23 protein-coding genes and 1 tRNA gene are annotated in these 23,768 nt (G+C 69.3%); 13 read left to right on the forward strand and 11 right to left on the reverse strand.

All coding sequences use genetic code 11. From position 1 onward, the window contains the following. Positions 1–67: 67 nt before the first annotated feature. From N803_RS04395 to N803_RS04420, 6 genes are all read right to left on the reverse strand, one after another. Positions 68–652, reverse strand: a complete 585-nt coding sequence (locus N803_RS04395; protein WP_035902957.1) for a CBS domain-containing protein — start codon at positions 650–652, stop codon at positions 68–70. 66 nt (positions 653–718) lie between these two features. Beyond that, positions 719–1,159 carry a pyridoxamine 5'-phosphate oxidase family protein gene (locus tag N803_RS04400; protein ID WP_156969655.1) on the reverse strand — a complete coding sequence of 147 codons (441 nt, stop codon included), beginning with the start codon at positions 1,157–1,159 and terminating at the stop codon, positions 719–721. Positions 1,160–1,296: 137 nt separating this feature from the next. Then, positions 1,297–1,899 (reverse strand): DoxX family membrane protein, encoded by a 603-nt coding sequence (locus tag N803_RS04405; protein ID WP_035902958.1) that lies wholly within the window; start codon positions 1,897–1,899, stop codon positions 1,297–1,299. Positions 1,900–2,094: 195 nt separating this feature from the next. Next, entirely contained in the window at positions 2,095–2,601 is a 507-nt protein-coding gene (locus N803_RS04410) for a DUF6328 family protein (RefSeq protein WP_052111770.1), read from the reverse strand. Positions 2,602–2,644: 43 nt separating this feature from the next. Beyond that, positions 2,645–3,808: a thiolase family protein gene (locus N803_RS04415; protein WP_052111771.1), complete on the reverse strand. Its 1,164-nt coding sequence runs from the start codon at positions 3,806–3,808 to the stop codon at positions 2,645–2,647. Beyond that, on the reverse strand, positions 3,805–4,851 hold the full coding sequence (locus N803_RS04420) for an AMP-binding protein (RefSeq protein WP_052111773.1): 1,047 nt from the start codon (positions 4,849–4,851) through the stop codon (positions 3,805–3,807). Before N803_RS04420 ends, N803_RS04415 begins: the two co-directional genes overlap by 4 nt. Positions 4,852–4,957: 106 nt before the next feature. On the opposite strand from N803_RS04420, the gene kdpF reads away from it, so the two are divergent. The 9 genes from kdpF (at position 4,958) to N803_RS04460 (ending at position 13,459) form a co-directional block, all read left to right on the forward strand. Then, positions 4,958–5,056, forward strand: a complete 99-nt coding sequence (gene kdpF, locus N803_RS18680) for a K(+)-transporting ATPase subunit F (protein WP_211253453.1) — start codon at positions 4,958–4,960, stop codon at positions 5,054–5,056. Next, on the forward strand, positions 5,056–6,705 hold the full coding sequence (gene kdpA / locus N803_RS04425; RefSeq protein WP_035902960.1) for a potassium-transporting ATPase subunit KdpA: 1,650 nt from the start codon (positions 5,056–5,058) through the stop codon (positions 6,703–6,705). Before kdpF ends, kdpA begins: the two co-directional genes overlap by 1 nt. A 175-nt stretch (positions 6,706–6,880) precedes the next feature. Continuing rightward, entirely contained in the window at positions 6,881–7,909 is a 1,029-nt protein-coding gene (locus N803_RS04430; protein WP_084764013.1) for a chorismate-binding protein, read from the forward strand. Between the two features lie 54 nt (positions 7,910–7,963). Next, positions 7,964–8,809 carry an aminotransferase class IV gene (locus N803_RS04435; protein ID WP_211253454.1) on the forward strand — a complete coding sequence of 282 codons (846 nt, stop codon included), beginning with the start codon at positions 7,964–7,966 and terminating at the stop codon, positions 8,807–8,809. Then, positions 8,806–9,309 (forward strand): TIGR02611 family protein, encoded by a 504-nt coding sequence (locus N803_RS04440; RefSeq protein ID WP_245617005.1) that lies wholly within the window; start codon positions 8,806–8,808, stop codon positions 9,307–9,309. Before N803_RS04435 ends, N803_RS04440 begins: the two co-directional genes overlap by 4 nt. A 78-nt stretch (positions 9,310–9,387) precedes the next feature. Beyond that, a tRNA-Val gene (locus N803_RS04445) sits at positions 9,388–9,461 on the forward strand. Positions 9,462–9,635: 174 nt separating this feature from the next. Then, positions 9,636–11,039: an FAD-binding oxidoreductase gene (locus tag N803_RS04450; protein ID WP_035902961.1), complete on the forward strand. Its 1,404-nt coding sequence runs from the start codon at positions 9,636–9,638 to the stop codon at positions 11,037–11,039. Beyond that, positions 11,036–12,319, forward strand: coding sequence for an SAM-dependent methyltransferase (locus N803_RS04455; RefSeq protein ID WP_035902963.1), 1,284 nt, complete (start codon positions 11,036–11,038; stop codon positions 12,317–12,319). The genes N803_RS04450 and N803_RS04455 overlap by 4 nt, the downstream gene beginning before the upstream one ends. A 12-nt stretch (positions 12,320–12,331) precedes the next feature. Next, positions 12,332–13,459: an NAD(P)/FAD-dependent oxidoreductase gene (locus N803_RS04460; RefSeq protein WP_035902964.1), complete on the forward strand. Its 1,128-nt coding sequence runs from the start codon at positions 12,332–12,334 to the stop codon at positions 13,457–13,459. A 9-nt stretch (positions 13,460–13,468) separates the two neighbouring features. Here the strand turns inward: N803_RS04460 and N803_RS04465 are convergent, their stop codons facing one another. The 3 genes from N803_RS04465 to N803_RS04475 are packed head-to-tail and all read right to left on the reverse strand — an operon-like array spanning position 13,469 to position 16,802. Beyond that, positions 13,469–14,119 carry a class I SAM-dependent methyltransferase gene (locus tag N803_RS04465; RefSeq protein WP_052111774.1) on the reverse strand — a complete coding sequence of 217 codons (651 nt, stop codon included), beginning with the start codon at positions 14,117–14,119 and terminating at the stop codon, positions 13,469–13,471. Beyond that, positions 14,116–16,059, reverse strand: a complete 1,944-nt coding sequence (locus tag N803_RS04470; RefSeq protein WP_035902965.1) for an acyl-CoA dehydrogenase family protein — start codon at positions 16,057–16,059, stop codon at positions 14,116–14,118. The genes N803_RS04465 and N803_RS04470 overlap by 4 nt, the downstream gene beginning before the upstream one ends. A gap of 2 nt (positions 16,060–16,061) precedes the next feature. Next, positions 16,062–16,802 carry a TetR family transcriptional regulator gene (locus N803_RS04475; RefSeq protein WP_035902967.1) on the reverse strand — a complete coding sequence of 247 codons (741 nt, stop codon included), beginning with the start codon at positions 16,800–16,802 and terminating at the stop codon, positions 16,062–16,064. Between the two features lie 103 nt (positions 16,803–16,905). On the opposite strand from N803_RS04475, the gene N803_RS04480 reads away from it, so the two are divergent. From N803_RS04480 to N803_RS04495, 4 genes are all read left to right on the forward strand, one after another. Further along, positions 16,906–18,195: an acetyl-CoA C-acetyltransferase gene (locus N803_RS04480; RefSeq protein WP_035902968.1), complete on the forward strand. Its 1,290-nt coding sequence runs from the start codon at positions 16,906–16,908 to the stop codon at positions 18,193–18,195. A gap of 3 nt (positions 18,196–18,198) precedes the next feature. Beyond that, on the forward strand, positions 18,199–19,536 hold the full coding sequence (locus tag N803_RS04485) for a 3-oxoacyl-ACP reductase (protein ID WP_035902969.1): 1,338 nt from the start codon (positions 18,199–18,201) through the stop codon (positions 19,534–19,536). After that, positions 19,536–20,393 carry a MaoC/PaaZ C-terminal domain-containing protein gene (locus tag N803_RS04490; RefSeq protein WP_035902970.1) on the forward strand — a complete coding sequence of 286 codons (858 nt, stop codon included), beginning with the start codon at positions 19,536–19,538 and terminating at the stop codon, positions 20,391–20,393. The genes N803_RS04485 and N803_RS04490 overlap by 1 nt, the downstream gene beginning before the upstream one ends. 92 nt (positions 20,394–20,485) lie before the next feature. Next, entirely contained in the window at positions 20,486–20,986 is a 501-nt protein-coding gene (locus tag N803_RS04495; RefSeq protein WP_035902971.1) for a matrixin family metalloprotease, read from the forward strand. A 28-nt stretch (positions 20,987–21,014) separates the two neighbouring features. On the opposite strand, the gene N803_RS04500 is transcribed toward N803_RS04495, so the two are convergent. Next, positions 21,015–22,898 carry an alpha/beta hydrolase family protein gene (locus tag N803_RS04500; protein WP_035902972.1) on the reverse strand — a complete coding sequence of 628 codons (1,884 nt, stop codon included), beginning with the start codon at positions 22,896–22,898 and terminating at the stop codon, positions 21,015–21,017. 19 nt (positions 22,899–22,917) lie between these two features. Next, a complete protein-coding gene (locus N803_RS04505; protein ID WP_035902974.1) occupies positions 22,918–23,670 on the reverse strand; it encodes a hypothetical protein in 753 nt (250 codons plus the stop codon). Positions 23,671–23,768 lie beyond the last annotated feature (98 nt).

A 23,768-nucleotide genomic window follows, 5' to 3' on the forward strand; every position in this document is an offset into this window, starting at 1 on the left:
ACTTCGGTCCGGGCCGCGGTTCCGTCGTTGTGGGGGCCTGACAGGCCGCCTTTCGTCGGTCGGCCTCTCAGACGAGGTCGACGCTGCGGACTCCCGGAACGGTTGCGACGACGGCGCGTACTGCGTCGTCCAGGCCGTCATCCGAGCCGGTGAGCGTGACATGTCCCGACTGGACCATCGTGGGGCGCGGGGGCAGGCCGGCGATGGCGAGGGCCGTCGCGATGGCGTCGGCGAGGACGGGATTCGGAGCCGAGAGGACTCGGACAAGATCGCTGCGGCTCACGACGCCGAGGAGCAGGCCTTGGTCGTCGACGACCGGCAGGCTCTTGAAGCTGGTCCCGGCGAAGGTCTGCGCGACGTCGGAGCAGTCCGCAACCGGAGTGACTGTCGTCGGGGCGGAGGACATGACCTCCGCGAGGAGCAGGCGGGGACGGGTGCTCGGGGCGTCGGGGCGGAGGTGGGCTCTGGGATCCCGGGGGAGGTGGTCTCGCAGGAGGTCGGCCTCGGAGACGATGCCGATGACGCGGCCGTGGTCGTCGACGACCGGGACCGCGCTGATGCGCAGGCCGCCGAGAAGCTCTATGGCGTCGTCGACTGTCGCGCTCTGGTGCAGGCTGCGGGCAGGGCTGGTCATGACCTCAGAAACGAGCATGGATGGGCCTTTCGGTGTGTGGAGTCCGGGCGGGACGGTCGAGCAGGCCTCGGGCAGCCGCCCGTGTCATGCCTGACGCACCCCGCCCTCGACCCGGATCCGCCGACCAGTGAGGGTGGTCGGCAGCAACCGGAGAAGGTGCGGCTTCGACCCGCTTGCCCACGGCAGCAGTGGGAGCCGCATCACCGCGATCGTCTCGTCGAGATCGGTGACTTCGTGGACGGTGCCTCGCGCGACGACGCTCCAGGCCTCGGCCCGTTCGAGGTCGTAGCCGTCGACCTCGAACGCGACGGCCTGGTTGCGTGCGGACGCGTGCTTCGTGCCCGCGGCCGTCCTTACGACGACGGTGCCGTGGGCGACCGCGAAGTTGACCGGGAAGATGTCCGGCGTGCCGTCGTGGATGACGGCCAGCCGCCCGATGACCGCTTGGCGAAGCAGGTCCCAGCACTCGTGGGAGTCGAGTTCGCGCGTCCCGTCGATGAGGGGTTCGTGCCGCATGGTGTCCATGGCTCCAGCGTGCCGCCCTCGGCCGGAGCCACACAGGGTCCTTGGTCCCGGTTCTCCATCGTTGCTCCGAGGCGGGTGCAGGCATGAATGAGCCCGGCCCGCCGAGGGGGCGGACCGGGCTCCTGACGGTGGCGCGGCTACTTGAGGGCGGCGTTGCGCTGGACGATCGGAAGGCTCTCCCACCAGCGACCGAGACCGAGGTAGCGACCGGCCGACACCGTTGCGAGCATGCCGAGCACGAGGGCGTAGACGATGTGGTCGTCGATGATCGGGTTGTTCTCCGGCAGGAGCGTGGCGCTCCACATCAGCACGAGCATCAGGGCGCCGGAGACGCTCGCGATCCTCGTGGCGACTCCGAGGGTGAGTGCGATGCCGATGCCGGCCAGTCCGATCATGAATAGCCAGTTGGCCCACGTGGCGCCGGCGAAGCTCTGGTAGAAGTCCGCGAGCGGCCCCTTGGTGCCGAACTTGAGGAAGCCTTCGGTGGGCGACCCCTCGTGGATCCAGGCAGCCGACCCGAAGCGGTCGACGACCCCGGTCTCGGGATTGCGGCCGGTCGAGAAGCCCAGGGCGAGGAGTTTGTCGAGGAAGGCCCACAGGAAGACCCAGCCGAGAGCGATGCGGGTCAGTCCGGCGAACCACGTGAAGGCGGACGAACCCTTCACGTCCGCCTCCGGCGTCGCCGGCGCGGTGGCGTGCGGGCCCTTCACGTTGTCACGAATGCGGACGGTGGAGCTCATGGTCGTTGCCTCTCCTTGAGGTGTGTCAGCGGCTTGCTGACAGCTCAAGCGTCGCCTCCGGGGCCCACACGGCACAGGGACCAAAGGCCCGACCCGTAGGACCTCCGGAGGTCGGTCGGGAACGTGGTTGGGTCGCTCCGTGGTCGCAGCGCGCGAACCGAGCTTCGTCGTCCCCGGCGCCGCCGCTCTCTTCGTTCATTCCGTATGCCGTTCGCCCAGGTGGGAGCGAACGAAGAGTGGGATGACGAGCCAGTTGACGACGAAGACGAGCGCCGCGACGACCGTCGAGACGACGGCCGCCCCGCGCCCGACGACGACGTCGAAGATGAGGAACGTGGCCGACGCGATGCTCACGGCGAGCGTGACGAGGCCAACCCGGGCAGCGGTGTCGGCGAACCCGACGAGCAGGGCCTTGGCGTGGCGGCGGAACATGAGGCGGTGGGCGCTGACGGGCGCGACAAGGAGGGTCGTGGCGACGATGGCCGAGGCGAGCGCCACGAGGTAGGCCGTGCGCTGCCCACTGCTGATCTGGGCGAACCGCTGCTGGAACGGCAGCGTGAGGAGGAAGCCGGCCAGGAGCTGCACGCCGGTCTGCGTGACGCGCAGCTCCTGGAGAAGCTCCTCCCAGTTGCGGTCGAGGCGCTCGGTCGGAGTCTCGTTCTCACGTGCGGGCTCGTGGTCACGGATCCAACCTGGTTGCAGGGTGTGGCCGAGCGTGAGGGACTGCCATCAGCCCACGCGTCGGTCAGCCCACGCGCTCGACGAGGAGCGCCACACCCTGCCCACCGCCGACGGCGATCGCGGCGAGACCGAGCCTCGGCCCGTCCGCACGCACCATCTGGCTGAAGAGGCGCACGACGAGGACGGCGCCCGATGCGCCCCAGGGGTGCCCGAGCGCCAGCGCTCCACCCTCGACGCAGACTCGTTCCTCATCGAGGCCGAGCTCGTCGCAGCAGGCGAGCACCTGGGCTGCGAAGGCCTCGTTGATCTCGATGACGTCGATCGAGTCGAGCGTGAGGTCGTTGCGCTGCAACAGGTTCCGGATCGCCGGGACCGGACCCACGCCGGGAAGGTTGGGGTCGACGCCGACGGTTTCCCAGTCGAGACAGGCCACACCGGGTATGCCGGCCGCTCGCCTTCGTGCCTCCGTCACCATGGCGACTGCGGCCGCTCCGTCGTTGATGCCGCACGCATTGCCCACCGTGACAGTGCCTCCTTCGGTGAAGGCTGCCGGCAGCCGGGCCAGGGTCGCAACCCGCAGGTTGTCGCGCACCCGCTCGTCATGGCCGAGGCGGGGGAGGGGCACGAGCTCGTCGTCAAAGGCACCGGCAGCGCGAGCCGCGGCGGCACGAGAATGGGAGCGGACGGCATACGCGTCCTGTCGTTCACGAGCGATGCCCCAACGGAGGGCGATGTCGTCCGCGGCCACGCCCATCTCTGGGTCACCGACGTCTGCCGGAGCAAAGGGGGCGCGTGAATAGCGCTGTGGCTCAGCACCATTGGCAGGGGGCCACATGCGCCACGGTGCGGTGCTTGCGCTCTCGGCACCGCCGGCGAGGACGGCATCGGTCGTCCCCGAGCGGATGAGGGCGCACGCGGTCGTGATGGCCGCGAGCCCGCTTCCACACTGGAGGTCGACAGTGAGCGCCGGTGTGGCGAGGTCGAATCCGGCGGCGAGGGCCGTGACGCGGGCGATGTTGCCGCCGGGACCCATGCAGTTCCCGAGCACGACGTGGCCCGGGTCGCTGAGTCCGACATCGTCGGCGACAGCCCTCAGGACGGGAGTGCCAAGATCGGCGACGGGGACGTCGCGCAGAGCGAGACCCGATGTCCCGATGGGCGTGCGGCGGGCCGCGATCACGACCGGCGTCGAGGGCGCGAGGACGCGGCTTGAGTCGGACACGGTCATGGCGCCACCTCGCTGGGCACCGTCGCGGTTCGTTCCTCGACGAGTCGGCGTGACACCTCACTGCGGTCGACCTTGCCAGCGGCCGTCAGTGGAAGGCGATCCCATCGGTGCCAGCGTCGCGGCAGGTGCGTCGCGGCGACGAGGGAAGCTGTGCGAGAACGGAGTTCGTCCAGATCGAGATCTGGGTGGCCGATGACGACCACCTCCAGGACCTCGCCGAGGTGCGGGTGCGGCGTCCCCACGGCGACCGCCTCCGTGACCGACGTGAACGATCGCACGGCCTCCTCGACGTCGGAACACGGGACGGTCGTCCCACCCGTCGTCACGGTGTCATCCCCACGCCCGAGCACGACAAGCCCGAGCTCCGGGTCGAAGCGTCCCAGGTCGCCGACAGTCGCCCAGCCGTGTTCGTCGGTGCGGAGCGGGCCTGACTGTCCCGCCGCGTACCCCTGTGCCAGCCATGGGCTGCGCGCCCAGATCACACCGTCGCGCAGGTCGAGCTCGACCTCGGGGAACGGGTCGAGGCGCTCACCTCGACGAATCGCGACGAAACTCAGCTCTGCGGCCCCGTAGTAGTCGACAACCCGGAGCCCCGCCGCCAGCGCGCCCCGACGCACCCCATCAGGAAGCACCGCACCCGCGCACACGACCGTCCGAAGAAGACCGAGATCGCGCTCGAGCAGGCCCGCGAGCATGGCCGGTGTGAGGTGAGCAACGTTGCAGGACACCAGTGCTCGCTCGGCCTCGCGAAGACTCCAGCGGTTCAGTGCGACGACATCGGCACCGACGTGGGCGGCGTGGGCATGTGCGAAGGCGAACATGGACCCTGTCGGCGGCGCGGGGACGAGAACACGATCCTCGGCGGTCGTCCCGGTGAGATCGCTCAGGTGGTCGTAGCTGTCCTCCCAGGACGCGAGGGAGCGGACGACCGTGCGCGGGCGAGTCGTCGTCCCGGACGTCGACAGCTCCAGCCACGCATGCCCTTCGGCCTCGTGCAGCACACCCATGTCCCGCAGCACCGCGCGCGAAGGCGTCTCGATCACGGGCACACGCTCTCACAGTCCGGGCGTGCGCAGGGGCCCCTGTCAAGAACCCGTCAACGGTTGTCAGGGTGGCGTCAACGCCGTCGTCACGGACGGTTGGCAGGCCTTGACTCGAAGCGTGATCGACAACCTCATCGGCGCCATCGTCGGGCTCGCCGTTCTCGCCTACCTCGTGTACGCCCTCATCCGCCCGGACAAGTTCTGATGGGCGACACCGTGAGCGGACTGCTCACCCTCGGTGTCCTTGTCTCGCTCCTCGTCGGCGTCGGACTTCCCCTTGGGTCGTGGATCGCCGCGACCCTCACCGACACCCGCCACTGGCGCATCGAGCGAGCGATCCATCGGTTCGTCGGCGTCGACACGAGTGCCGAACAGGGGTGGAGGTCGTACGCCACGAGCGTCGTGGCGTTCTCGGTCGCGGGCATCGCCGTGCTGTTCGCCCTCATCGTCGCCCAGACGTCGCTGCCCCTCGCCCAGGGAACCGCCGGAATGCACTGGCACACCGCGCTCAACACCGCCGTCTCGTTCGTGACGAACACGAACTGGCAGTCGTATGCCGGTGAGTTGGGGGCCGGCCCGCTCGTCCAGACCGTGGGTCTCACCGTGCAGAACTTCGTCTCGGCGGCAGTTGGCATCGCCGTCGCTGGAGCGCTGATGCGGGCGCTGGCCCGCTCGGAGGGGACGTCGATCGGCAATTTCTGGGTGGACCTCACCCGCGTGGTCGTGCGGGTGCTCCTGCCCGGGGCCTTCATCGGGGCCGTGCTGCTGCTCCTCGGCGGCGTCATCCAGAACCTCCGGGCGCCGATGACGATCACGTCGATCGACGGTGTCGACCAGGTCATCCGTGGCGGACTCGTCGCCTCCCAGGAGGCCATCAAGGAGCTCGGCACCAATGGGGGTGGCTACTTCAACGCGAACTCGGCCCACCCCTTCGAGAACCCGACGCCACTGACGAACCTGCTCGAGGTCTTCCTGCTGCTCGTCATCCCGTTCGCGCTGACCCGGACGTTCGGCATCCTCGTCGGTGACCGTCGGCAGGGATGGGCGTTGGCGGCGTTCGCCGGTGTGCTCTGGCTCGGCAGCGTCACCCTGGCGACGTGGGCCGAGGTGTCGGCGTCCAGTGCCCCCACGGGCTCGATGGAGGGCAAGGAGGTGCGCTTGGGCCTCTGGTCGTCGACGATCTTCGCCGCCTCGACGACCGGCACGTCGACCGGCGCGGTGAACTCGATGCACGAGAGCTACAGCCCGCTCGGAGGTGGCGTGCTGCTCGGCAACATGCTCCTCGGAGAGATATCGCCGGGCGGGGTGGGATCGGGCCTCTACGGCATCGTCATCGTGGCCGTTCTCTCTGTCTTCGTCGCCGGCCTCATGGTCGGACGCACCCCGGAGTACCTCGGCAAGACCATCGGACGCCCCGAGATCACGGCGGCCGCCCTCTACACCCTCCTCATGCCGGTGCTCGTCCTCGGCTTCACCGGGGCCTCGCTCGTCCTCGACGGGGCCACGGGCCAGATGTCGGCGTCCGGGCCGCACGGGCTGTCCGAGGTGCTCTACGCCTACGCGTCGGCGGCCAACAACAACGGCAGCGCCTTCGCCGGACTGAGCGCCGACATACCCTGGTTCAACCTCACGCTCGCACTCTGCATGCTCCTCGGCCGGTTCCTGCCGATGCTGCTGGTGCTGCGCCTTGCCGGTCTGCTCGTCGAGCAGCGCAAGCGCCCGGAGACAGCCGGGACCATGCCGACCCACACGCCGCTCTTCGTCGGCCTGCTCCTCGGCATTGCCCTCATCCTCGCCGGACTCACGTTCTTCCCTGCACTGGCCCTCGGACCCCTCGCGGAGGCACTCGCATGAACACCGCAACCCTGACCACTGTTGCCCCCCAGGCGATCCGCAAGCTCGACCCACGCCATGTGTGGCGTTCCCCCGTGATCTTCGTCGTGTGGGTCGGGTCCGTGCTCACCACTGCACTCGCCATCGTCGACCCCAGCATCTTCGCCTGGTCCGGCGGAGGCCTAGCATCGTCGCCGTGGCGTGGGCGAGGTTCACTTCCCTGGACGGGGGAGTCATCGAGGCGAGTGGGGTCGACGCCGTCACCCACGACGTCGACGACCTGACGTCCGGCTTCTGGGCCGTCGTCGTCACCTTCGAGGGAGACCTGACAGCGGTGCGTATGCCGTCCGTGTCCCACCCGGAGGAGCGCTCACCTTCCGTGGAGGGCTGGCCCGGAGCGGACGGTGAGTGGACCGCGAGCCTGGACGACCCGGCATACGTCCAAGGGGTTGAAGCGGTGCGCGAGAGCATCGCGCGCGGCACGGTCTATCAGGTCAACCTCTGTCGCGTGCTCAGCACGGAGATCGGGATCGGCAGCATCCGAGCGCTGGGCGACGTTCTCGCACAGGGCAATCCGGCTCCGTACGCCGCGACGATCGACATCCCCGAGGCGGGGCTCGAGGTCGCGTGCGCGTCTCCGGAGGCCTACCTCGTTCGGCGCGGTGACCTGCTGACGTCGAGCCCGATCAAGGGGACGGCGCCGACGGCGGCAGAGATGTTGGCGAAGGACTACGCCGAGAACGTCATGATCGTCGACCTCGTGCGGAACGACCTGCAGCACGTATGCCGGCCGGGCACCGTTCGCGTCGACCACCTGTGCCGCGTCGAGGACCATCCGGGCCTTGTGCACCTGGTTTCGGACGTCACGGGGCAGCTGCGTACGGGGGTTGGGTGGCGCGAGGTGTTCGACGCGTCGTTCCCACCGGGGTCGGTGTCGGGGGCGCCGAAACACACGGCGCTGCAGGCGATTGCGCACCTGGAGACGGCCGAGAGAGGGCCGTACTGCGGGGCCATCGGCTGGATCGACGCGGACCGGGACGAGGCGCTGCTCGCGGTCGGGATCCGGACGTTCTGGGTGACGACCGAGGAGTCCGGGCGTCGGGTCCTTCGCTTCGGAACCGGTGCAGGGATCACCTGGGGCTCGGACGCCGTCGGTGAACTGCGCGAGACCGAGCTCAAGGCGGCGCGGCTCATGGCGCTGGCGCGTGGTTCGGCCCGCGACTGACCGTTGGGGCGAGTCCCCGCTGGCGAGGTGGTGCGCATCTGTCATGGTTGGTCCATGAGCGAGATCCGGGTGTGGGTGGACGGTCAGGTCGTCGACATGAACGCGCCGACGTTGCGCGCCCTCGACCACGGTGTGACGGTTGGTGACGGCGCGTTCGAGACGTGCAAGATCGTGGACGGCAAGGCGTTCGCGCTGACGCGGCACTTCCGTCGGTTGGGTCGCACACTCGATGGGCTCGGGCTCCCGCAGGTCGACGAGGCACACGTGCGCGAGGGCATCGAGGCCGTGCTCTCCGGTGACCCCATCCCGTTCGGACGCGTGCGCATCACGGTGACTGGCGGTCTCGGGCCGCTCAGCTCCGACCGCACCGACTCGCCGGCGACCGTCATCGTGGCGGCCACGCCGTCCAGGCCGCACAAGCCGTCGGCCGCCGTCATCACTGTCCCGTGGGTGCGCAATGAGCGGGGTGCGACGGCCGGGCTCAAGACGACGTCCTACGCCGAGAACGTCATCGCCATCAGCCGCGCCATCTCGCAGGGCGCCGAAGAAGCGCTGATGGCCAACACGCGCGATGAGCTGTGCGAGGGCACGGCCTCCAACGTCTTCGTCGTCACCGACGGGGTTCTGCGCACGCCTCCGCTCGAGAGTGGCTGCCTCGCGGGCATCACCCGCGAACTCGCCATCGAATGGGGCCGGGCCGCTGGGCTGGAGGTCGTCGAGGAGACGTTGCCGTTCTCCGTCCTCGAGACCGCCGACGAGGTCATCATCAGCAACTCCTCGCGCGACGTGCAGGGCGTGCACGTGGTCGACGGGAGGCAATTGGCCGCACCGGGTCCGATCACGCAGAAGCTGGTCGACGTGTGGCGGCAGGCCGAACGCGACCTCGGGATGGACCCGTGACGGACGAGCGCGTGCCGGAGAACTCTGGCGCCGAAGCCTCGAAAGGCGCAGATGGCCTGCAGAGCGGGGACGGCGTCGACCACCACGTCCTCATCGACGCCGAGGACGACGACTGGGCCTGGCGCCGACGCATTCGGGCCAACCCTACGAGCGCGAAGGTCTATCGCGTCGCGGTGTTCCTGCTCGGACTGGTCATCGTCGTCGTCGGTCTGCTGCTCATCCCGTTCCCCGGGCCGGGCTGGCTCATCGTCATCGGCGGGTTGGTCGTGTGGTCGAGCGAGTTCGAGAAGGCGCAGAGCGTCCTCGAGTTCGTCAAGAAGAACCTCCGCCTGTGGGAGGAGTGGGTCCGGCGACAGAACATCGTCGTCAAGGCACTCGTCGGGCTCATCGGCATCGTGTTCATCGCCACCGTGCTGTGGCTGACCTTCCACTTCTCCGGCATCCCCGGGTTCTTCCCGGACTGGCTCGTGGACTGGATGCGCACCACGGCCCGGGTCTGATCGGGACCCGCCCACCCCTGATTTCGTCGGGGGAGGAGCGGCAGGTATCCTCATCCAGCCTGCTCACGAGCAGGAGCCGGACGTGTAGCTCAGCTGGTTAGAGCGCTCGCCTCACACGCGAGAGGTCAGGGGTTCGAGTCCCTTCACGTCCACCCTCTGGAAGGCCCGGTCACGCATGTCGTGTCCGGGCCTTCGTCGTACCCGTCCGAGCGACTGCTCGCGAAGGCGAGAGGAAGCGGATCGGGGGCGGACGGCATACGCGCCGCTTGTCCACCCTTGAAGAACCCCCGCGACGGGTGTCGCACCACAGGCGTAACGTGCGTCACATGGAGCAAACCCTCCCGTCGGCGATCCGTACCGAGGGGGAGCGGCGGCTGCTCGACAGCTTCGCCGCGATCCCGAGCACCGAGCGCGTTCGGCTGGCCAAGCGCACCTCCAACCTCTTCCGGCAGCGGCAGAAGACCTCGACGCCGGGCCTGGACACGAGTGGGCTCAGCGGTGTGCGCGTCGTCGATGCCGGCGCGCGTACGGCTGACGTCGACGGAATGTGCACCTACGAGAACCTCGTCGCGGCGACCCTGCCGCATGGGCTCGCGCCGCTCGTCGTGCCGCAACTACGGACGATCACCCTCGGAGGCGCGGTGACCGGGCTCGGTATCGAGTCGTCGTCGTTCCGCAACGGCCTGCCGCACGAGTCCGTCATCGAGATGGACATCCTCACGGGCAATGGCGAGATCGTGACGGCCACCCGCGACAACGAGCATGCCGACCTCTTCCACGGCTTCCCCAATTCCTACGGGTCGCTCGGCTACGCCACGCGGCTGCGCATCGAGCTCGAACCGGTGAAGCGCTACGTCGCGCTGCGTCACGTCCGCTTCGATGGCGTCGATGCCCTGTGCGCCGCCATCGACGCCGTGACGACGCAGCGCGAGCACGATGGCGAGCCGGTGGACTACATCGACGGGGTGGTGTTCACGCGCGACGAGGCCTACCTCACCCTCGGGCGTCAGGTCGACGAGCCGCCGGCTGGTGGGCCGCGCTCCCCGAGCGATTACACGGGGCAGCAGATCTTCTACCGGTCGATCCAGCACGACGGCCCCGCGCCGAAGCGTGACCTCCTCACGACGCACGACTACCTGTGGCGCTGGGACACCGACTGGTTCTGGTGTTCGCGAGCTTTTGGGGCGCAGAACCCGCGGGTCCGCCGACTGTGGCCGAGGCGATGGCGGCGATCGAGCGTCTACTGGAAGCTCGTCGCCGTTGACCACCGCATCGGCTACTCCGACCGCGTCGAGGCGCGCAAGGGCAACCCGCCGCGAGAGCGCGTCGTCCAGGACGTCGAGCTGCCGCTGGACCGCACGGCCGAGTTCGTCGAATGGTTCCTCGACGACGTGCCCATCGAGCCAATCTGGTTGTGCCCGTTGCGTCTTCGCGGTGAAACCCGGTGGGGGCTCTACCCACTCGAGCCGGACCGGATGTACGTCAACGTCGGCTTCTGGTCCACAGTCCCGGGCAACCAGCACGGCAACGAGCCGGGCGCCACGAACCGCGCCATCGAGCGCAAGGTCGGCCAGCTCGACGGCCACAAATCGCTCTACTCCGACTCCTTCTACTCCCGTGAGGACTTCGACGCGCTCTACGGCGGCGACGAGTACGCCCCGCTCAAGGCGGCGCACGACCCGAACGGACGCTTCCCCGATCTCTACGACAAGGCGGTGCGAAACGCATGACCAGCACGACCCGCGAAACGCCGACGATTGCGGAACTCGTCGATGCGGCGGTGGACCGTCCACTGCCCCTGCGAATCACGGCATACGACGGTTCCAAGACGGGCCCCGACAGCGCTCCGCGCGCGCTCCACATCGCCAATCACCGCGCGGTGTCCTACATCGCGACGGCGCCGGGTGATCTGGGCATGGCCCGGGCCTACACGACCGGCGATCTCGTCGTGGAGGGTGTGCACCCGGGGGACCCCTATGACGCGCTGGTCGATCTCGAGGAACTGCACTTCCGCCGACCCGACCCGAAGTTGGTCCTTGATCTGGCACGGGTTCTCGGGCTGCGCGGCCTGACTCCGCCCCCGCCGCCGCCGCAGGAGGCTCTGCCTCGCTGGCGCCGCGTGACGGAAGGGCTCCGCCACTCGTTCAAGCGAGACAGCGAGGCGATCCACCACCACTACGACGTCTCCAACCGCTTCTACGAACTCGTGCTCGGTCCCTCGATGGCCTACACCTGTGCGGTGTTCCCGCAACGGGACGCGCATCTCGATGAGGCGCAGGAGAACAAGTACCGCCTCGTCTTCGACAAACTCGGTCTCACCGCCAGTGACACCCTCCTCGACATCGGTTGTGGTTGGGGCGGGATGGTCCGGTATGCCGCTCGGCAGGGTGTCCGTGCCACGGGAGTCACGCTGTCGCAGGAGCAGGCCGAGTGGGCGCAGGCGGCCATCGAGCGCGAGGGCCTGAGTGACCTTGCATCGGTGCGCTTCGACGACTATCGCAATGTCACCGAGACCGGGTTCGACGCCATCTCGTCGATCGGCATCACCGAGCACATCGGGGTACGCAACTACCCCGCGTACTTCCAGTGGATGCTCGACCACGTCAAGGAGGGTGGGAAGGTCCTCAACCACTGCATCACTCGCCCCGACAACCGCCCGCGGAGCACGGGCGCGTTCATCGACCGCTACATCTTCCCGGACGGCGAGCTGACCGGGTCCGGACGCATCATCACGACGATGCAGGACACGGGTTTCGAGGTGTTGCACGAGGAGAACCTGCGTGAGCACTACGCCCTGACCCTGACCGGGTGGAACGCCAACCTCGTCGAGAACTGGGACGCGTGCGTGGCCGAGGTCGGCGAGGCCACCGCCAAGGTCTGGGGGCTCTACCTCGCCGGATCTCGGCGCGGCTTCGAGCGCAACGTCGTCCAGTTGCACCAGGTCCTCGCCCTGCGACTGGACGAGTCCCGTTTGCCCCAGGTGCCGTTGCGGCCCTGGTGGAAGTCCTGAGAGGAGAGTGGCATGACCGGACGCGTCGTCATCGTCGGTGGAGGTCTGGCCGGAGCAACTGCCGCGGAGGCCCTGCGCGACCGTGGGTTCGAGGGCGAGATCGTGATCCTCGGCGTCGAGGAGCACCTGCCCTATGAGCGGCCCCCGCTGAGCAAGAGCGTGCTGCTCGGCGCCAAGGAGGCCGGCACCGCGACCGTCCATGACGCCGCATGGTGGACCGAGCACGACGTGGACGTGCGCACTGGTGTCGAGGTGCAGTCCATCGACCTCGGGGGTCGCCGGGTCGTGACGAACGCGGGGGAGGAGTCCTACGACTGGCTCGTGCTCGCGACGGGCTCCGAACCGCGCCCCTTGCGCCTGGCGGACGAGGCAGGTCGGCCGGTCCACTACCTCCGCACCATCGAGGACTCGCTCGCCCTCAAGGAGGCGCTCGGCCCGGGCACGAAGGTGGCGATCATCGGTGCAGGATGGATCGGGCTCGAAGTGGCCTCAGCGGCGCGCGCTGCGGGCGCCGAGGTCACGGTCCACGAGAGCGCCGAGCTGCCGTTACTCGCCGTGCTCGGCCCCGAAGTCGCCCAGCATTTCGCCGACCTGCACCGGGACCACGGCGTGGACCTCCGCCTGGGCGTCGCGGTCACGGCCGAGGACCTCGCCGACGCGGACCTCGTCGTGGTGGGCATTGGCGCCGCCCCGCGCACCGACCTCGCTGCGGCTGCCGGACTCGATGTCGACAACGGGGTTCTCGTCGACGAACTCCTGCGGACCTCCGACCCGCACGTCGTGGCCATCGGTGACATCGCGAACGAGGCGCATCCCGTGCTGGGACGTCGCGTGCGAGTTGAGCACTGGGACAACGCGATTGGCCAGGGCAAGGCCGCGGCAGCGACGATCGTCGGTGCCGCCGAGCCCTACGACAAGCTGCCCTACTTCTTCACCGACCAGTACGACCTCGGGATGGAGTACTTCGGGCACACCGGCCCGGACGGCTACGACCGGGTCATCACCCGTGGCGACTTCTCGGGCCCGTTCCGCGCGTGGTGGGTCAAGGACGACCGCGTCGTCGCCGCGATGCAGGCCAACGACTGGGACGCGTCGGACGAGATGCGCGCGAGTATCGGCCAGCCACCGCCGGCCGGCTGACCCGACCCCTCAGGAAGGTGAGTCGTCCCGGCTGAGCAGCCACACGGCATACTCCTCGTTCGCCGGATGGAGTTCATAACTGCCGGCGCGCAGGTCCACGGTGAGGCCGGCGGCGGTCGCGTCCGCGACGAACTCCTCGGGCGCATAGGTCCGGCTACCTGCCGGGCCAGCGCTCAGGTGGAAGCCGATGAGCATCCGGCCACCCGGCGCGAGGAGGTCGCGCAGGGTCCTGAGCGCGCGTTGCTCGGTGCCCTCGGCAAGGAGGATGAAGACGTTGCCGACGGCAACGACGAGCGCGTATGCCGTGGGGCGGCCGTGTGCCTCCAGCACCTCGGGCGTCGTCTCGAGGATGTCGAGGGGGAGCAGTCCGAGCCCGGGATAGGTGGCCTCGGCCTGGGCGACCAGGGAGCGGTCGGGCTCGATGCCGGTGACCGTGTGGCCGCGGGCGCGCAGCCCTGCTGTCACGCGGCCCATGCCGGCACCGGCGTCGAGAATGGTCGCGCCTCGCTGGGTCAGCGCGTCCGCGAGACGCGCCTCGCCGTCAACGTCCTCTCCCTGGGCGACGAGTTCGGCGAAGCGCGAGCTGTAGCCATGCGTCCCGGGTTCGGCCAGCGACCACCGGGTGGGCGGGACATCGGGAGTGTCCGGGTGGCCGGTCATGACTCCGGGAACGTGTCGGGGAGCGGTTCGAGGAGGCCGGGGGCGCCGAGCCAGGCGTCGGGGATGGCGAAGGCGTCGACGAGGGTGCGAGCGTGAGGTGCGAGGTCCTTGCAGAGGACCCCCACGCTGCGGATGACAGCCTTGGAACCAGTGGGGGTGAGGCGACCGTGCTCGAGGTACCAGCCGCGGTGGCGCTCGATAGTCGAGAGGGCGAAGAGATCGGTGACGTCGTCGAGGAGCTCCTGGACCGGACCCTCCTCGCAGGCCTCGACGGCGGCGCACATGCCCTCGAGGAGCACCCGCTCGATGTGGGCCTCGGCGGCCGTCAGCATGTGGTCCTGGGCGTTGTTGAAGACCCGGAACGCGTCGGCTGGTTCGGCCTTGGCGGCCTTAGAGAGACGCAGTGCGACGCCCTCGAGCAGGTGCCGTTCGCGGTCGAGGAAGAGCGAGAGCTGGCGTCCGCGGTTGCGCTCGGATTCATCGTCGTCGGTGCTCGGGGCGCGCGACCGGAGCTTGGCGAGGAGGCCCGCGGCAGGGGTCTTCTCGAGGATCGACGACGCCGTGAAGCGCGAGGCGAAGGCGATCATCGCGAGCGGCGAGTTGTCCTCGAAGGTCTCCTGGAACTCCGTGAGCAGGCCCTTCGCGACGAGCTGCAGCAGGACCGTGTTGTCACCCTCGAACGTCGTGAAGACGTCGGTGTCCGCCTTGAGTGCGGTGAGCCGGTTCGCGGCCATGTAGCCGGCGCCGCCGCACGCCTCGCGGCACATCTGGATCGTGTCGGTGGCATGGCGCGTGCCGATCGCCTTGAGTCCGGCCGCGCGCGCCTCCAGTTCGCGCTGCCGCTCCTCTGGGGCGTTGCCCTCGAAGTCGGCGACCTCGTGCATCATCTCGACGAGGTCGTTCTGGGCGAGCAGGAGGGCATAGCTCTTGGCGATGGCCGGCAGAAGCTTGCGTTGGTGGGCGCGGTAGCTGAGGATCGTCAACTCCTCCTCGCCCCCGGGAGAGCTGAATTGCCTTCTGTGCAGGGCGTATCGGGTCGCCAGCGTCAGCGCGGACCGGGTCGCCGCCCCCGCGCCGCCGGCCACCGAGACGCGACCGCGGACGAGGGTTCCGAGCATCGTGAAGAAGCGGCGGGACGAATTGTCGATTGGCGAGGTGTAGGTGCCGTCGGCGGCGATGTCGCCGTAGCGATTGAGGAGGTTCCACCGGGGGACCCGGACGGAGTCGAACTCCAGGGTTCCGTTGTCGACACCGGGCAGCCCGCCCTTGGCGCCGCAGTCGCCGATCGTCACGCCGGGCATCGGCTGGCCGCCCTCGTCACGGATGGGGACGAGGACGCAATGCACGCCGTGGCTCTCGCCATCGGCGGTGACGAGTTGGGCAAACACGGCCGCCATCCGTCCATCGCGCGCCGCGTTGCCGATGTAGTTCTTCTGGGCGCCGGGCGTGGGGGAGTGGATGACGATCTCGTCGCTGGTGGGGTCGTGCGTCGCGGTCGTCTCGAGGTGTTGGACGTCGGAACCGTGCCCGGTCTCCGTCATCGCGAAGCAGCCCAGGAGCGTTCCGTCCAGCATGCCGGGCAGGTATGCCGTGTGGTGACGTCCCGTGCCCAGGTTGGCGACCGCTCCGCCGAAGAGTCCGAACTGCACCCCGGCCTTGACGAGGAGCGACAGATCCCCGTGGCCGAGCATCTCGAACGCGGTCACCGACGCCCCGAAGTTCCCGGTGCCACCCATGCCTCGAGTCAATCCGTCCGGGGCGAAGGGCTCCGAGGTGAGGGCGAGCAGCTGGCGCTTGGTGTACGCCCGGTGCTCCTCCATCGACAGCGGCTTCGGCGGGGGCGCGTAGCGCAGCGGGTCGCCCTCGGTGCGCAGCCGCTGTCGCACCTCGCCCCAGCGACCATCGAGAATTCGGGTGAGGTCAGGGGCGAGGTCGGTCACGGTCACTCCTTGTCGGGTGTGGCGTCCGCTGTCGGCCAGGCCGACGACAGGCCGCCCCAGATGAGTTCGGTGAGGTGCTCCTTGAGGGTCTCACGCGGCGTGCCCGAGGCGGCCGCTCCCGCGCGGAGCCATTCGTCCCCGGCGGCGCGGACCATGCCGACGACCGCGTGCCCCCACGTGGCAGCGGGAGCGGTGTCACGGCCACGAGCCTCCAAGGCCACTGCGATGACCGTCCCGATGCGGACGGCCACGACCTGGCTCACCGAGGACGCGAGGTCGAGCGTCTCGGTGCGCTCGGACGGAGGCACGAGCGGCGCGGCGACGATGAACCGATAGACCTCGGGGTCGTCCTCGACGAGCGAGAGGTAGGCGTCGACTGCCGCGGCGAGGAGGACACGAGGGTGTGCGGACGTCTCGCTCTGCCCACCCGTGAACGCGACGAAGTCGCCTCCGACGGCCTTGGTGATGTTGCGCAGGATGATCTGGTTGACCCGCTCCGCCACGGCCGAGTAGAGCCCGGCGCGGTCGGTGAAGTGCCGGTAGAAGACCGTCTTCGACGTGCCCGCGCCCGAGGCGATGCCGTCGATGCCCACGCCGGCGCCCTGGTCACGGATGGCGCGCAGGGTTGCCTCGACGAGCTCCTTGCGCCGCTGCGCCCGGTGCTCGGCCCATCGGCTGCTCCGCCCGTCGACGACGGTGTCCTCGTCGTTCGGGGTGCTCGGCGTGCTCGTGGTGCTGGTCACAAGGTCGGACCGTAGCAGGTGAAGACAGGTACCTGCTACCGTCAGTACCGGATATGTGTCGCGTCCCACGCGATCCCTTCACCACCGACCACAGGAGCTTCCGGTGACCACTGCAAGTCCCCGCCGCGCCGCCATCCTCGGCGGCAACCGCATCCCCTTCGCCCGGCAGTTCGGCCCGTACGCGAAGGCCTCGAACCAGGACATGTTCACGGCGGCCCTGGAAGGCCTCGTCGCCCGCTACGGCCTGGCCGGCGAGCGCCTCGGAGAGGTCGTCGGCGGTGCTGTCATCAAGCACAGCCGCGACTTCAACCTCACCCGCGAGGCCGTCCTCGGCTCGAGCCTTGCGCCCGAGACCACGGCGTTCGACGTCCAGCAGGCCTGTGGCACGGGCCTCGAGAACGCGATCCTCGTCTCCAACAAGATCAAGCTCGGCCAGATCGAGTCCGGAATCGCCGGTGGCGTCGACACCGCGTCCGACGCCCCGATCATGGTGACCGAGAAGCTGCGTCAGAAGCTGCTCAAGATCAACCGAGCCAAGTCGACGGTCGACATGGCCAAGGTCGCGCTGGAGATCCGTCCCGGCGACTTCGGCGTCGAGACGCCGGCCAACACCGAGCCGCGCACCGGCCTGTCCATGGGTGAGCACATGGCGATCACGGCCAAGAAGTGGGGCATCACCCGCGAGGCCCAGGACGAGCTGGCGGCGCTGAGCCACCAGAACCTCGCCGCGGCCTACGACCGCGGCTTCTTCGACGACCTCATGACGTCCTACCTCGGACTCGCCAAGGACCAGAACCTGCGTCCCGACTCGACCGTCGAGAAGCTTGCCAAGCTCAAGCCGGTCTTCGGCAAGGGCGAGGGCGCGACGATGACGGCCGGCAACTCGACCCCGCTGACCGACGGCGCGTCCGCCGTCCTCCTCGGCAGTGAGGAGTGGGCCGCCGCCCACAACATCCCCGTCCAGGCGTACTTCGTCGACGGTGAGGTTGCCGCTGTGGACTACGTCCACGGTGACGAGGGCCTGCTCATGGCTCCCGCGTATGCCGTGCCGCGCCTTCTCGCGCGTCAGGGCCTCTCGCTGCAGGACTTCGACTACTACGAGATCCACGAGGCCTTCGCCTCCACGGTCCTGTCGACGATGAAGGCGTGGGAGGACGAGGAGTTCTGCACCCAGCGTCTCGGCCTCGAGAAGCCCCTCGGTTCGATCGACCGCTCCAAGCTCAACGTCAACGGCTCGTCGCTCGCGGCCGGCCACCCGTTCGCGGCCACCGGCGGCCGCATCGTCGCCTCCCTCGCCAAGATGCTGCACGAGAAGGGCCCGGGCAGCCGCGGCCTCATCTCGATCTGCGCCGCTGGTGGCCAGGGCGTCGTCGCGATCCTCGAAGGAGCCTGATCCATGGCGTTCAACTACGGACAGTTCGTCAGTGGCGGCGTCGGCAAGCAGCTCGCCACGACTCTCGGCCTGCCGCGTCCCACGAAGCTGCGCCGCCACAAGCTGGGCGCGTCGCTGGTCCCGGGTGAGGTCCTCGTCGCGGGCCACGGTGACGCTCCCGTCGCCGAGCGCGTCCGGCACCTCCTCTCCGAGGCGGGCGTCAAGGTCGCGACCTCGCCGTCGACCTCGGTCGCCGGTGTCGTGCTCGACCTCACGGCGATCGAGACCCCGGCCGACCTCGAGACGCTGCGCGGCGTCGTCGGCCCGGCCCTGAAGACGCTCGCCCCGACCGGGCGCGTCATCGTCATCGGTCGCCCGCCCGAGTCGGCCACCTCGGTGGCACAGGCTGCCGCTCGCCGCGCCGTCGAGGGCATCGTGCGTTCGATCGGCAAGGAGATGCGTGGCGGCGGCACCGCCAACACGGTTCTCGTCGCCGAGGGCGCCGACGCAGGTGTCGACGCGACGGTGCGCTTCCTCCTTTCGGGTCGGTCGGCCTATGTCTCGGCCCAGGTCTTCCACGTCGCCAAGCCGGTCGCCGACATCGCTGCCCCCGCCGACTGGGACCTGCCGCTCGCCGGCAAGGTCGCCGTCGTCACGGGTGCCGTCCGCGGCATTGGTGCGGCGATCGCCGACACCCTGGCCCGCGACGGCGCGACGATCATCGCCGTCGACGTCCCGCAGGCCGGCGGCCCGCTCGCCGAGGTGGCCAACCGCCTCGGTGGCACGGCGCTCCAGCTCGACGTCACCGCGGAGGACGCCGGCGCCAAGATCGTCGAGCACGCGAAGGCCCGTCACGGCGGCTTCGACATCGTCGTGCACAACGCCGGCATCACCCGCGACAAGCTGCTCGCCAACACTGAGGCCGACCGGTGGGACTCCGTCCTCCAGGTCAATCTCCTGTCGATCCTGCGGATGAACGAGGCGCTCATCCCCGCGATCAACGACGGCGGGCACATCGTCAACGTCTCCTCGATCGCCGGCATCGCGGGCAACCGTGGCCAGACGAACTACGCTGCGTCCAAGGCTGGTGTCATCGGCATGACTCAGTCACTCGCGGCGGACAAGACGGTCGTCAAGAAGGGCATCACCGTCAACGCGGTTGCGCCCGGCTTCATCGAGACCGAGATGACCGCCAAGGTGCCGTTCGCGACGCGTGAGGTCGGCCGTCTCATGAACTCCCTGTCCCAGGGCGGCCAGCCTGTCGACGTCGCCGAGACCATCGGCTTCTTCGCCTGGGACGCGAACCGTGGCGTCACGGGCAACGTCGTGCGCGTCTGCGGCCAGATGCTCATGGGGGCCTGATGTCGCAGCAGGAGACCTTCAGCCAGGCACCGTCTCTGGCCAAGGTGTTCGTGCGGGCTGCGGTCGCGGGCAAGAAGTCCGGGACCTCGCTCCCCGCGAGCGAGCTGGTCCTCACGGGGCACAAGGTCGACCGCGACCACCTCATGAGCTATCAGCGGCTGTGCGGATTCGGCGTCGATGACGTTCTGCCGCACACCTATCCGCACATCCTGGGCTTCCCGCTGCAGGCCGAGCTCATGGCGCGCTCGTCGTTCCCGCTGCCCCTCGCCGGGCTCGTGCACGTCGAGAACACCATCACCGTTCGACGTCTGCTCACCGCCGACGACGTCCTCGACGTGGCGATCCACGCCGAGGGCCTGCGTGACCACGCCAAGGGCCGCCAGGTCGACCTCGTCACCGAGGTCACGGTCGAGGGCGAGTCAGTGTGGAGCGGCCGCTCGACCTATCTCGCGCGCGGCAAGGGCAACCCCGACGCCGAGCGCGGGGCTGAGCCGCCGGCGGTGCCGCAGGGCATCGCCGCCGCGCAGTGGTCATTGCCGGGCGATCTCGGTCGTCAGTACGCCGCGATCTCGGGTGACGTCAACCCGATCCACATGCACCCGCTCACGGCCAAGGCGATGGGCTTCCCCAAGGCGATCGCCCACGGCATGTGGACGTACGCGCGTGTCCTCGGAGCGCTCGGCCGCCACGTCAACGGGCCGAGCACGTCGAACGTGTGGTTCAAGAAGCCGGTGCTCCTGCCGAGCAAGGTCGACTTCGTCGTGGATCGCAACCAGGCGCTGGTCATCGCGGGGCTGCGCTCCACGCGCAAGCCCGAGGTCGAGCACCTCGCCCTCACCCTCGAGACGGCTCGCTGACCCGAGCCCACCCCGTCGAGAGGAGAAGGATCTCCGCCTGACATCAGGTCAGGCTGAGATCCTTCTCCTCTCGTCTGTCTAGGGTGGCTGGTGTGAGGCGCGTTCAGGCTGTCGGTGCCTTCGTCGCTGGCGCCCTGCTGGCGAGCGGAGGTGCGCTGTTCTGGGTTGGGCAGCGGGAGCGCGTCGCCGACAACGCGACCTGGCAGCAACCCGTCGTCACGATCGACGACAAGCAGGCCGTCGCGGTCGCTCAACAGTGGGACGCGCCGTTCGAGATCCGCTATGCCGCGGCGGACCCCGACATCGACGTCGTTCGAGGAGTGACGGGGTGGGACACCGGGACGGGTTCGACGGTCGGTGGCAAGGCCTTTCCGCCCACCCTCGACGGTGACCGCATCACCCACTGCGCCATTCTCGTCAACCACGAGCACGTCACCGACGCGGTCCTGGCCCACGAGATCGGCCACTGCCTCGGCCTGCACCACAGCACCGACCCGGCCCGCCTCATGTACGAGGTGACCGGCTCTCCTCGCAGCGCGATCGGCGTCACCGACGCCGACCGCACTGCCCTGCGTCGCCTCTACAGCGACTGACCCACAAGGGCCCTGAGGTCGGTCGGACTCAGGCGGGGGTGAAGCCGAGGACCCGTCCGTAGAACGCGAGTTCGCGTGTCAGTGAGTCCTCGATCGCCGACGCCGCGCGGAACCCATGCCCCTCGTCCGGATAGATGACGAGGTCGACGTCCTGTCCAGCGGCCCGCATGCCCGCAGCCATCGCCTCGGCCTGGTTCGGGAGGACGACCTTGTCCTCCCCGCCCTGAAGCAGCAGCACCGCTGCGTGCACCGAGTCGAGGTGATGGATGGGGGAGCGCTCGACATAGACGTCCTTGGCATCGGGGTACGGCCCCACGACCTGGTCGAGGTAGCGCGACTCGAACTTGTGCGTGTCCGTCGCGAGCCCTTCGAGGTCGGCCACCCCGAAGTAGCTCGTCCCCGCCGCGAAGGCGTCGCTCGTTGTGAGAGCCCGCAGGACGGCATACCCACCGGCACTGCCACCGCGGATGGCGAGCCGCACGCCGTCGACGAGTCCAGCGGCAGCCAGCGACCGGGCGCCCGTGATGATGTCGTCGTTGTCGACGACGCCCCACTGGCCGCGCAGACGGTTGCGGTATTCGCGCCCGTACCCGGTGCTTCCCGAGTAGTTGACGTCGAGCACCGCGAAGCCGCGCGTCGTCCAGAATGCCCGGGCGAGTTGGAGCCCGGCCTCGGTCCGTGAGGTCGGGCCTCCGTGGACGAAGATCAGCAGCGGCGGCAGCTCACCCTCGGGCCCGGACGCGTCGGGGTTGGTCGGCGGGAGGAAGACTCCGTGTGCCGGCAGCCCCGCGCTGTTGGTCCAGGTCCACGGCTGCGCCGTGCTCGCGTATGCCGGGTCGAGACCCTCGTCGCTGCTGCGCCGAATCGTCGTGAGCGTTCCGCCGGCCGGGCCGCGCACGATCACGGGCAGCTCGTCGAGGGTGCCCATGCGAACGACGATGTCACCGTCGGCGGCCTGGAGCTGGTCGAACTGGACGCCAGCGAGGTCGAGCTGGGTGATCGCGCCCGATCCGGCGTCGAGCACGCCGAGGTGCCCGACCTCGTCGGCCCACCAGTGAACCAGCAGGCGTGAGTCGTCGACGAAGGCGAAGTCAGACATGCCCAGACCCCACTGCGGCATCATCAGGTCGGCCTCGACGGAGTGCACCGACACGACGCCAGAACCGTTGTCCCGCTTGAGGTTCCACCATCCCGACTCGTCGGAGGAGAACCACAGGGACCCGTCGGGGGCGAAGCGAGGCTGACCCACGGAGACCTCGTCATGGCCAGCGACGACGGTCCACTCGAGCGGACCCTCGTTCGTCAGGGCAGCGCGGCGCAGGGTCGTCGTGTCCCACGGCATGTTGGGGTGGTCCCACGTCACGACGGCCACCTGCGACCCGTCGTCGCTCAGGGCGGGACGCGACACGAAGTCGGTGCCCTCCCACAGGACCCGACCACCGTCGGCGTTGTCACCGTCGAGCCGGAGCTGGACGAGCGTGTTGACCGGCTCGCCACCAGCAGAGTGGTCCTCACGCACGGCCAGCGCGAAGCCGTCGCCGAGGACGAGACCGCCGTAGCGGAACCCACCTTCCGGCGTGATCGCCCGCAGCCCACCGTCGGACTCGACGACGTCGACGCGCAGGTCCGGCACCGTCGTGACGACGACGACACCGTCGCGGACGGCATACGGTCCACCGCCGTACTCGTGAACCCGGGAACGGACGTTGACCCCGGCGCCGACCACGTCCTCGACCTCACCGGTCGCTCCGCTGTGCCGGACGAGGACCTCGCGTCCGTTCTCCCAGGGTCGTCCCTCGATCCAGTAGGTGTCGGGACCGTCCACCCGAACCTCATCGAGACGCCGGGTCGCGGCGGTGAGGTCGGACGCGGACAGGGGAGAGGGCCAGGAGCCGAAGGGGAGCGTGGACATGCCGGCCAACCTACGTCGCTCAGAGGCGGTGACGGACCCAAACACCCGGCTCGACGTAGACCGCGTGGTCGTGCTCGACGCTCACGTGCACCGGATTGAGGGCGAGCGGCACCTCGACGTCGCCGGACTCGTCGAAGGGGAGGCCGGTCCACCCACGCCACTCCGCGAGCGTCCCCGAGATCGTCATGGCCCGCGGGCACACGCCCTCGATCGTGCCGCCAACCCGTACGTGCAGTCGCAGCCATGGGTCGACCGGCAGGCCGTCGTCGCGCGTCCGGCACGCGTACTCCGTCATCGGTGTGTGCGGTTCGTGATGCTTGCCGTTGGGCCGGACTGGCGCATAGAGGTCGGACACCCCGAGGCGAATGGCGTTGCGCCGCTTGGCTTCCAGCATCACCGAGGCCAGTCCGGTGCCCTGGAGGTCCGGCCGGATCGCGACCTCCAGCGCGGAGGCGTGCGTGGGTTCTCGGCCGGCGACCTCGTCGAGGAAGGACCAGAGGATGATGCCGTCCCAGCCGTCCTCGGGCAGCTCGGTCCGACCGAGCTCCTCACCCATGGCGAACGGGATGGAGTGCGACTTGGCCACGAGCCGAGTCGGATCGGCCGCGTCCCAGGCGAGCAACGTCCACTCCGGGTAGGTCGTCGACACGCGTGAGTAGTAGAGATCACCGACCGGGTCCCACTTCATGAATTCCGGCCACGGGTCGTCGAAATCGCGGAGCAGGTGGGCGAGGTCCGGGCGCTCCGCGAGGGTAGCGATCTGCAGGTCCATGGATCGAAGGTCCCACAGGCGAACTCCGTCGCGCCCCGCATTTTCCGGCGGATAGCATCGGTATGCCGGGTCGGGACGTCCGCATCCGGCATACCTTC

Source organism: Knoellia subterranea KCTC 19937 (genome assembly GCF_000768685.1).
Lineage (GTDB): Bacteria > Actinomycetota > Actinomycetes > Actinomycetales > Dermatophilaceae > Knoellia > Knoellia subterranea.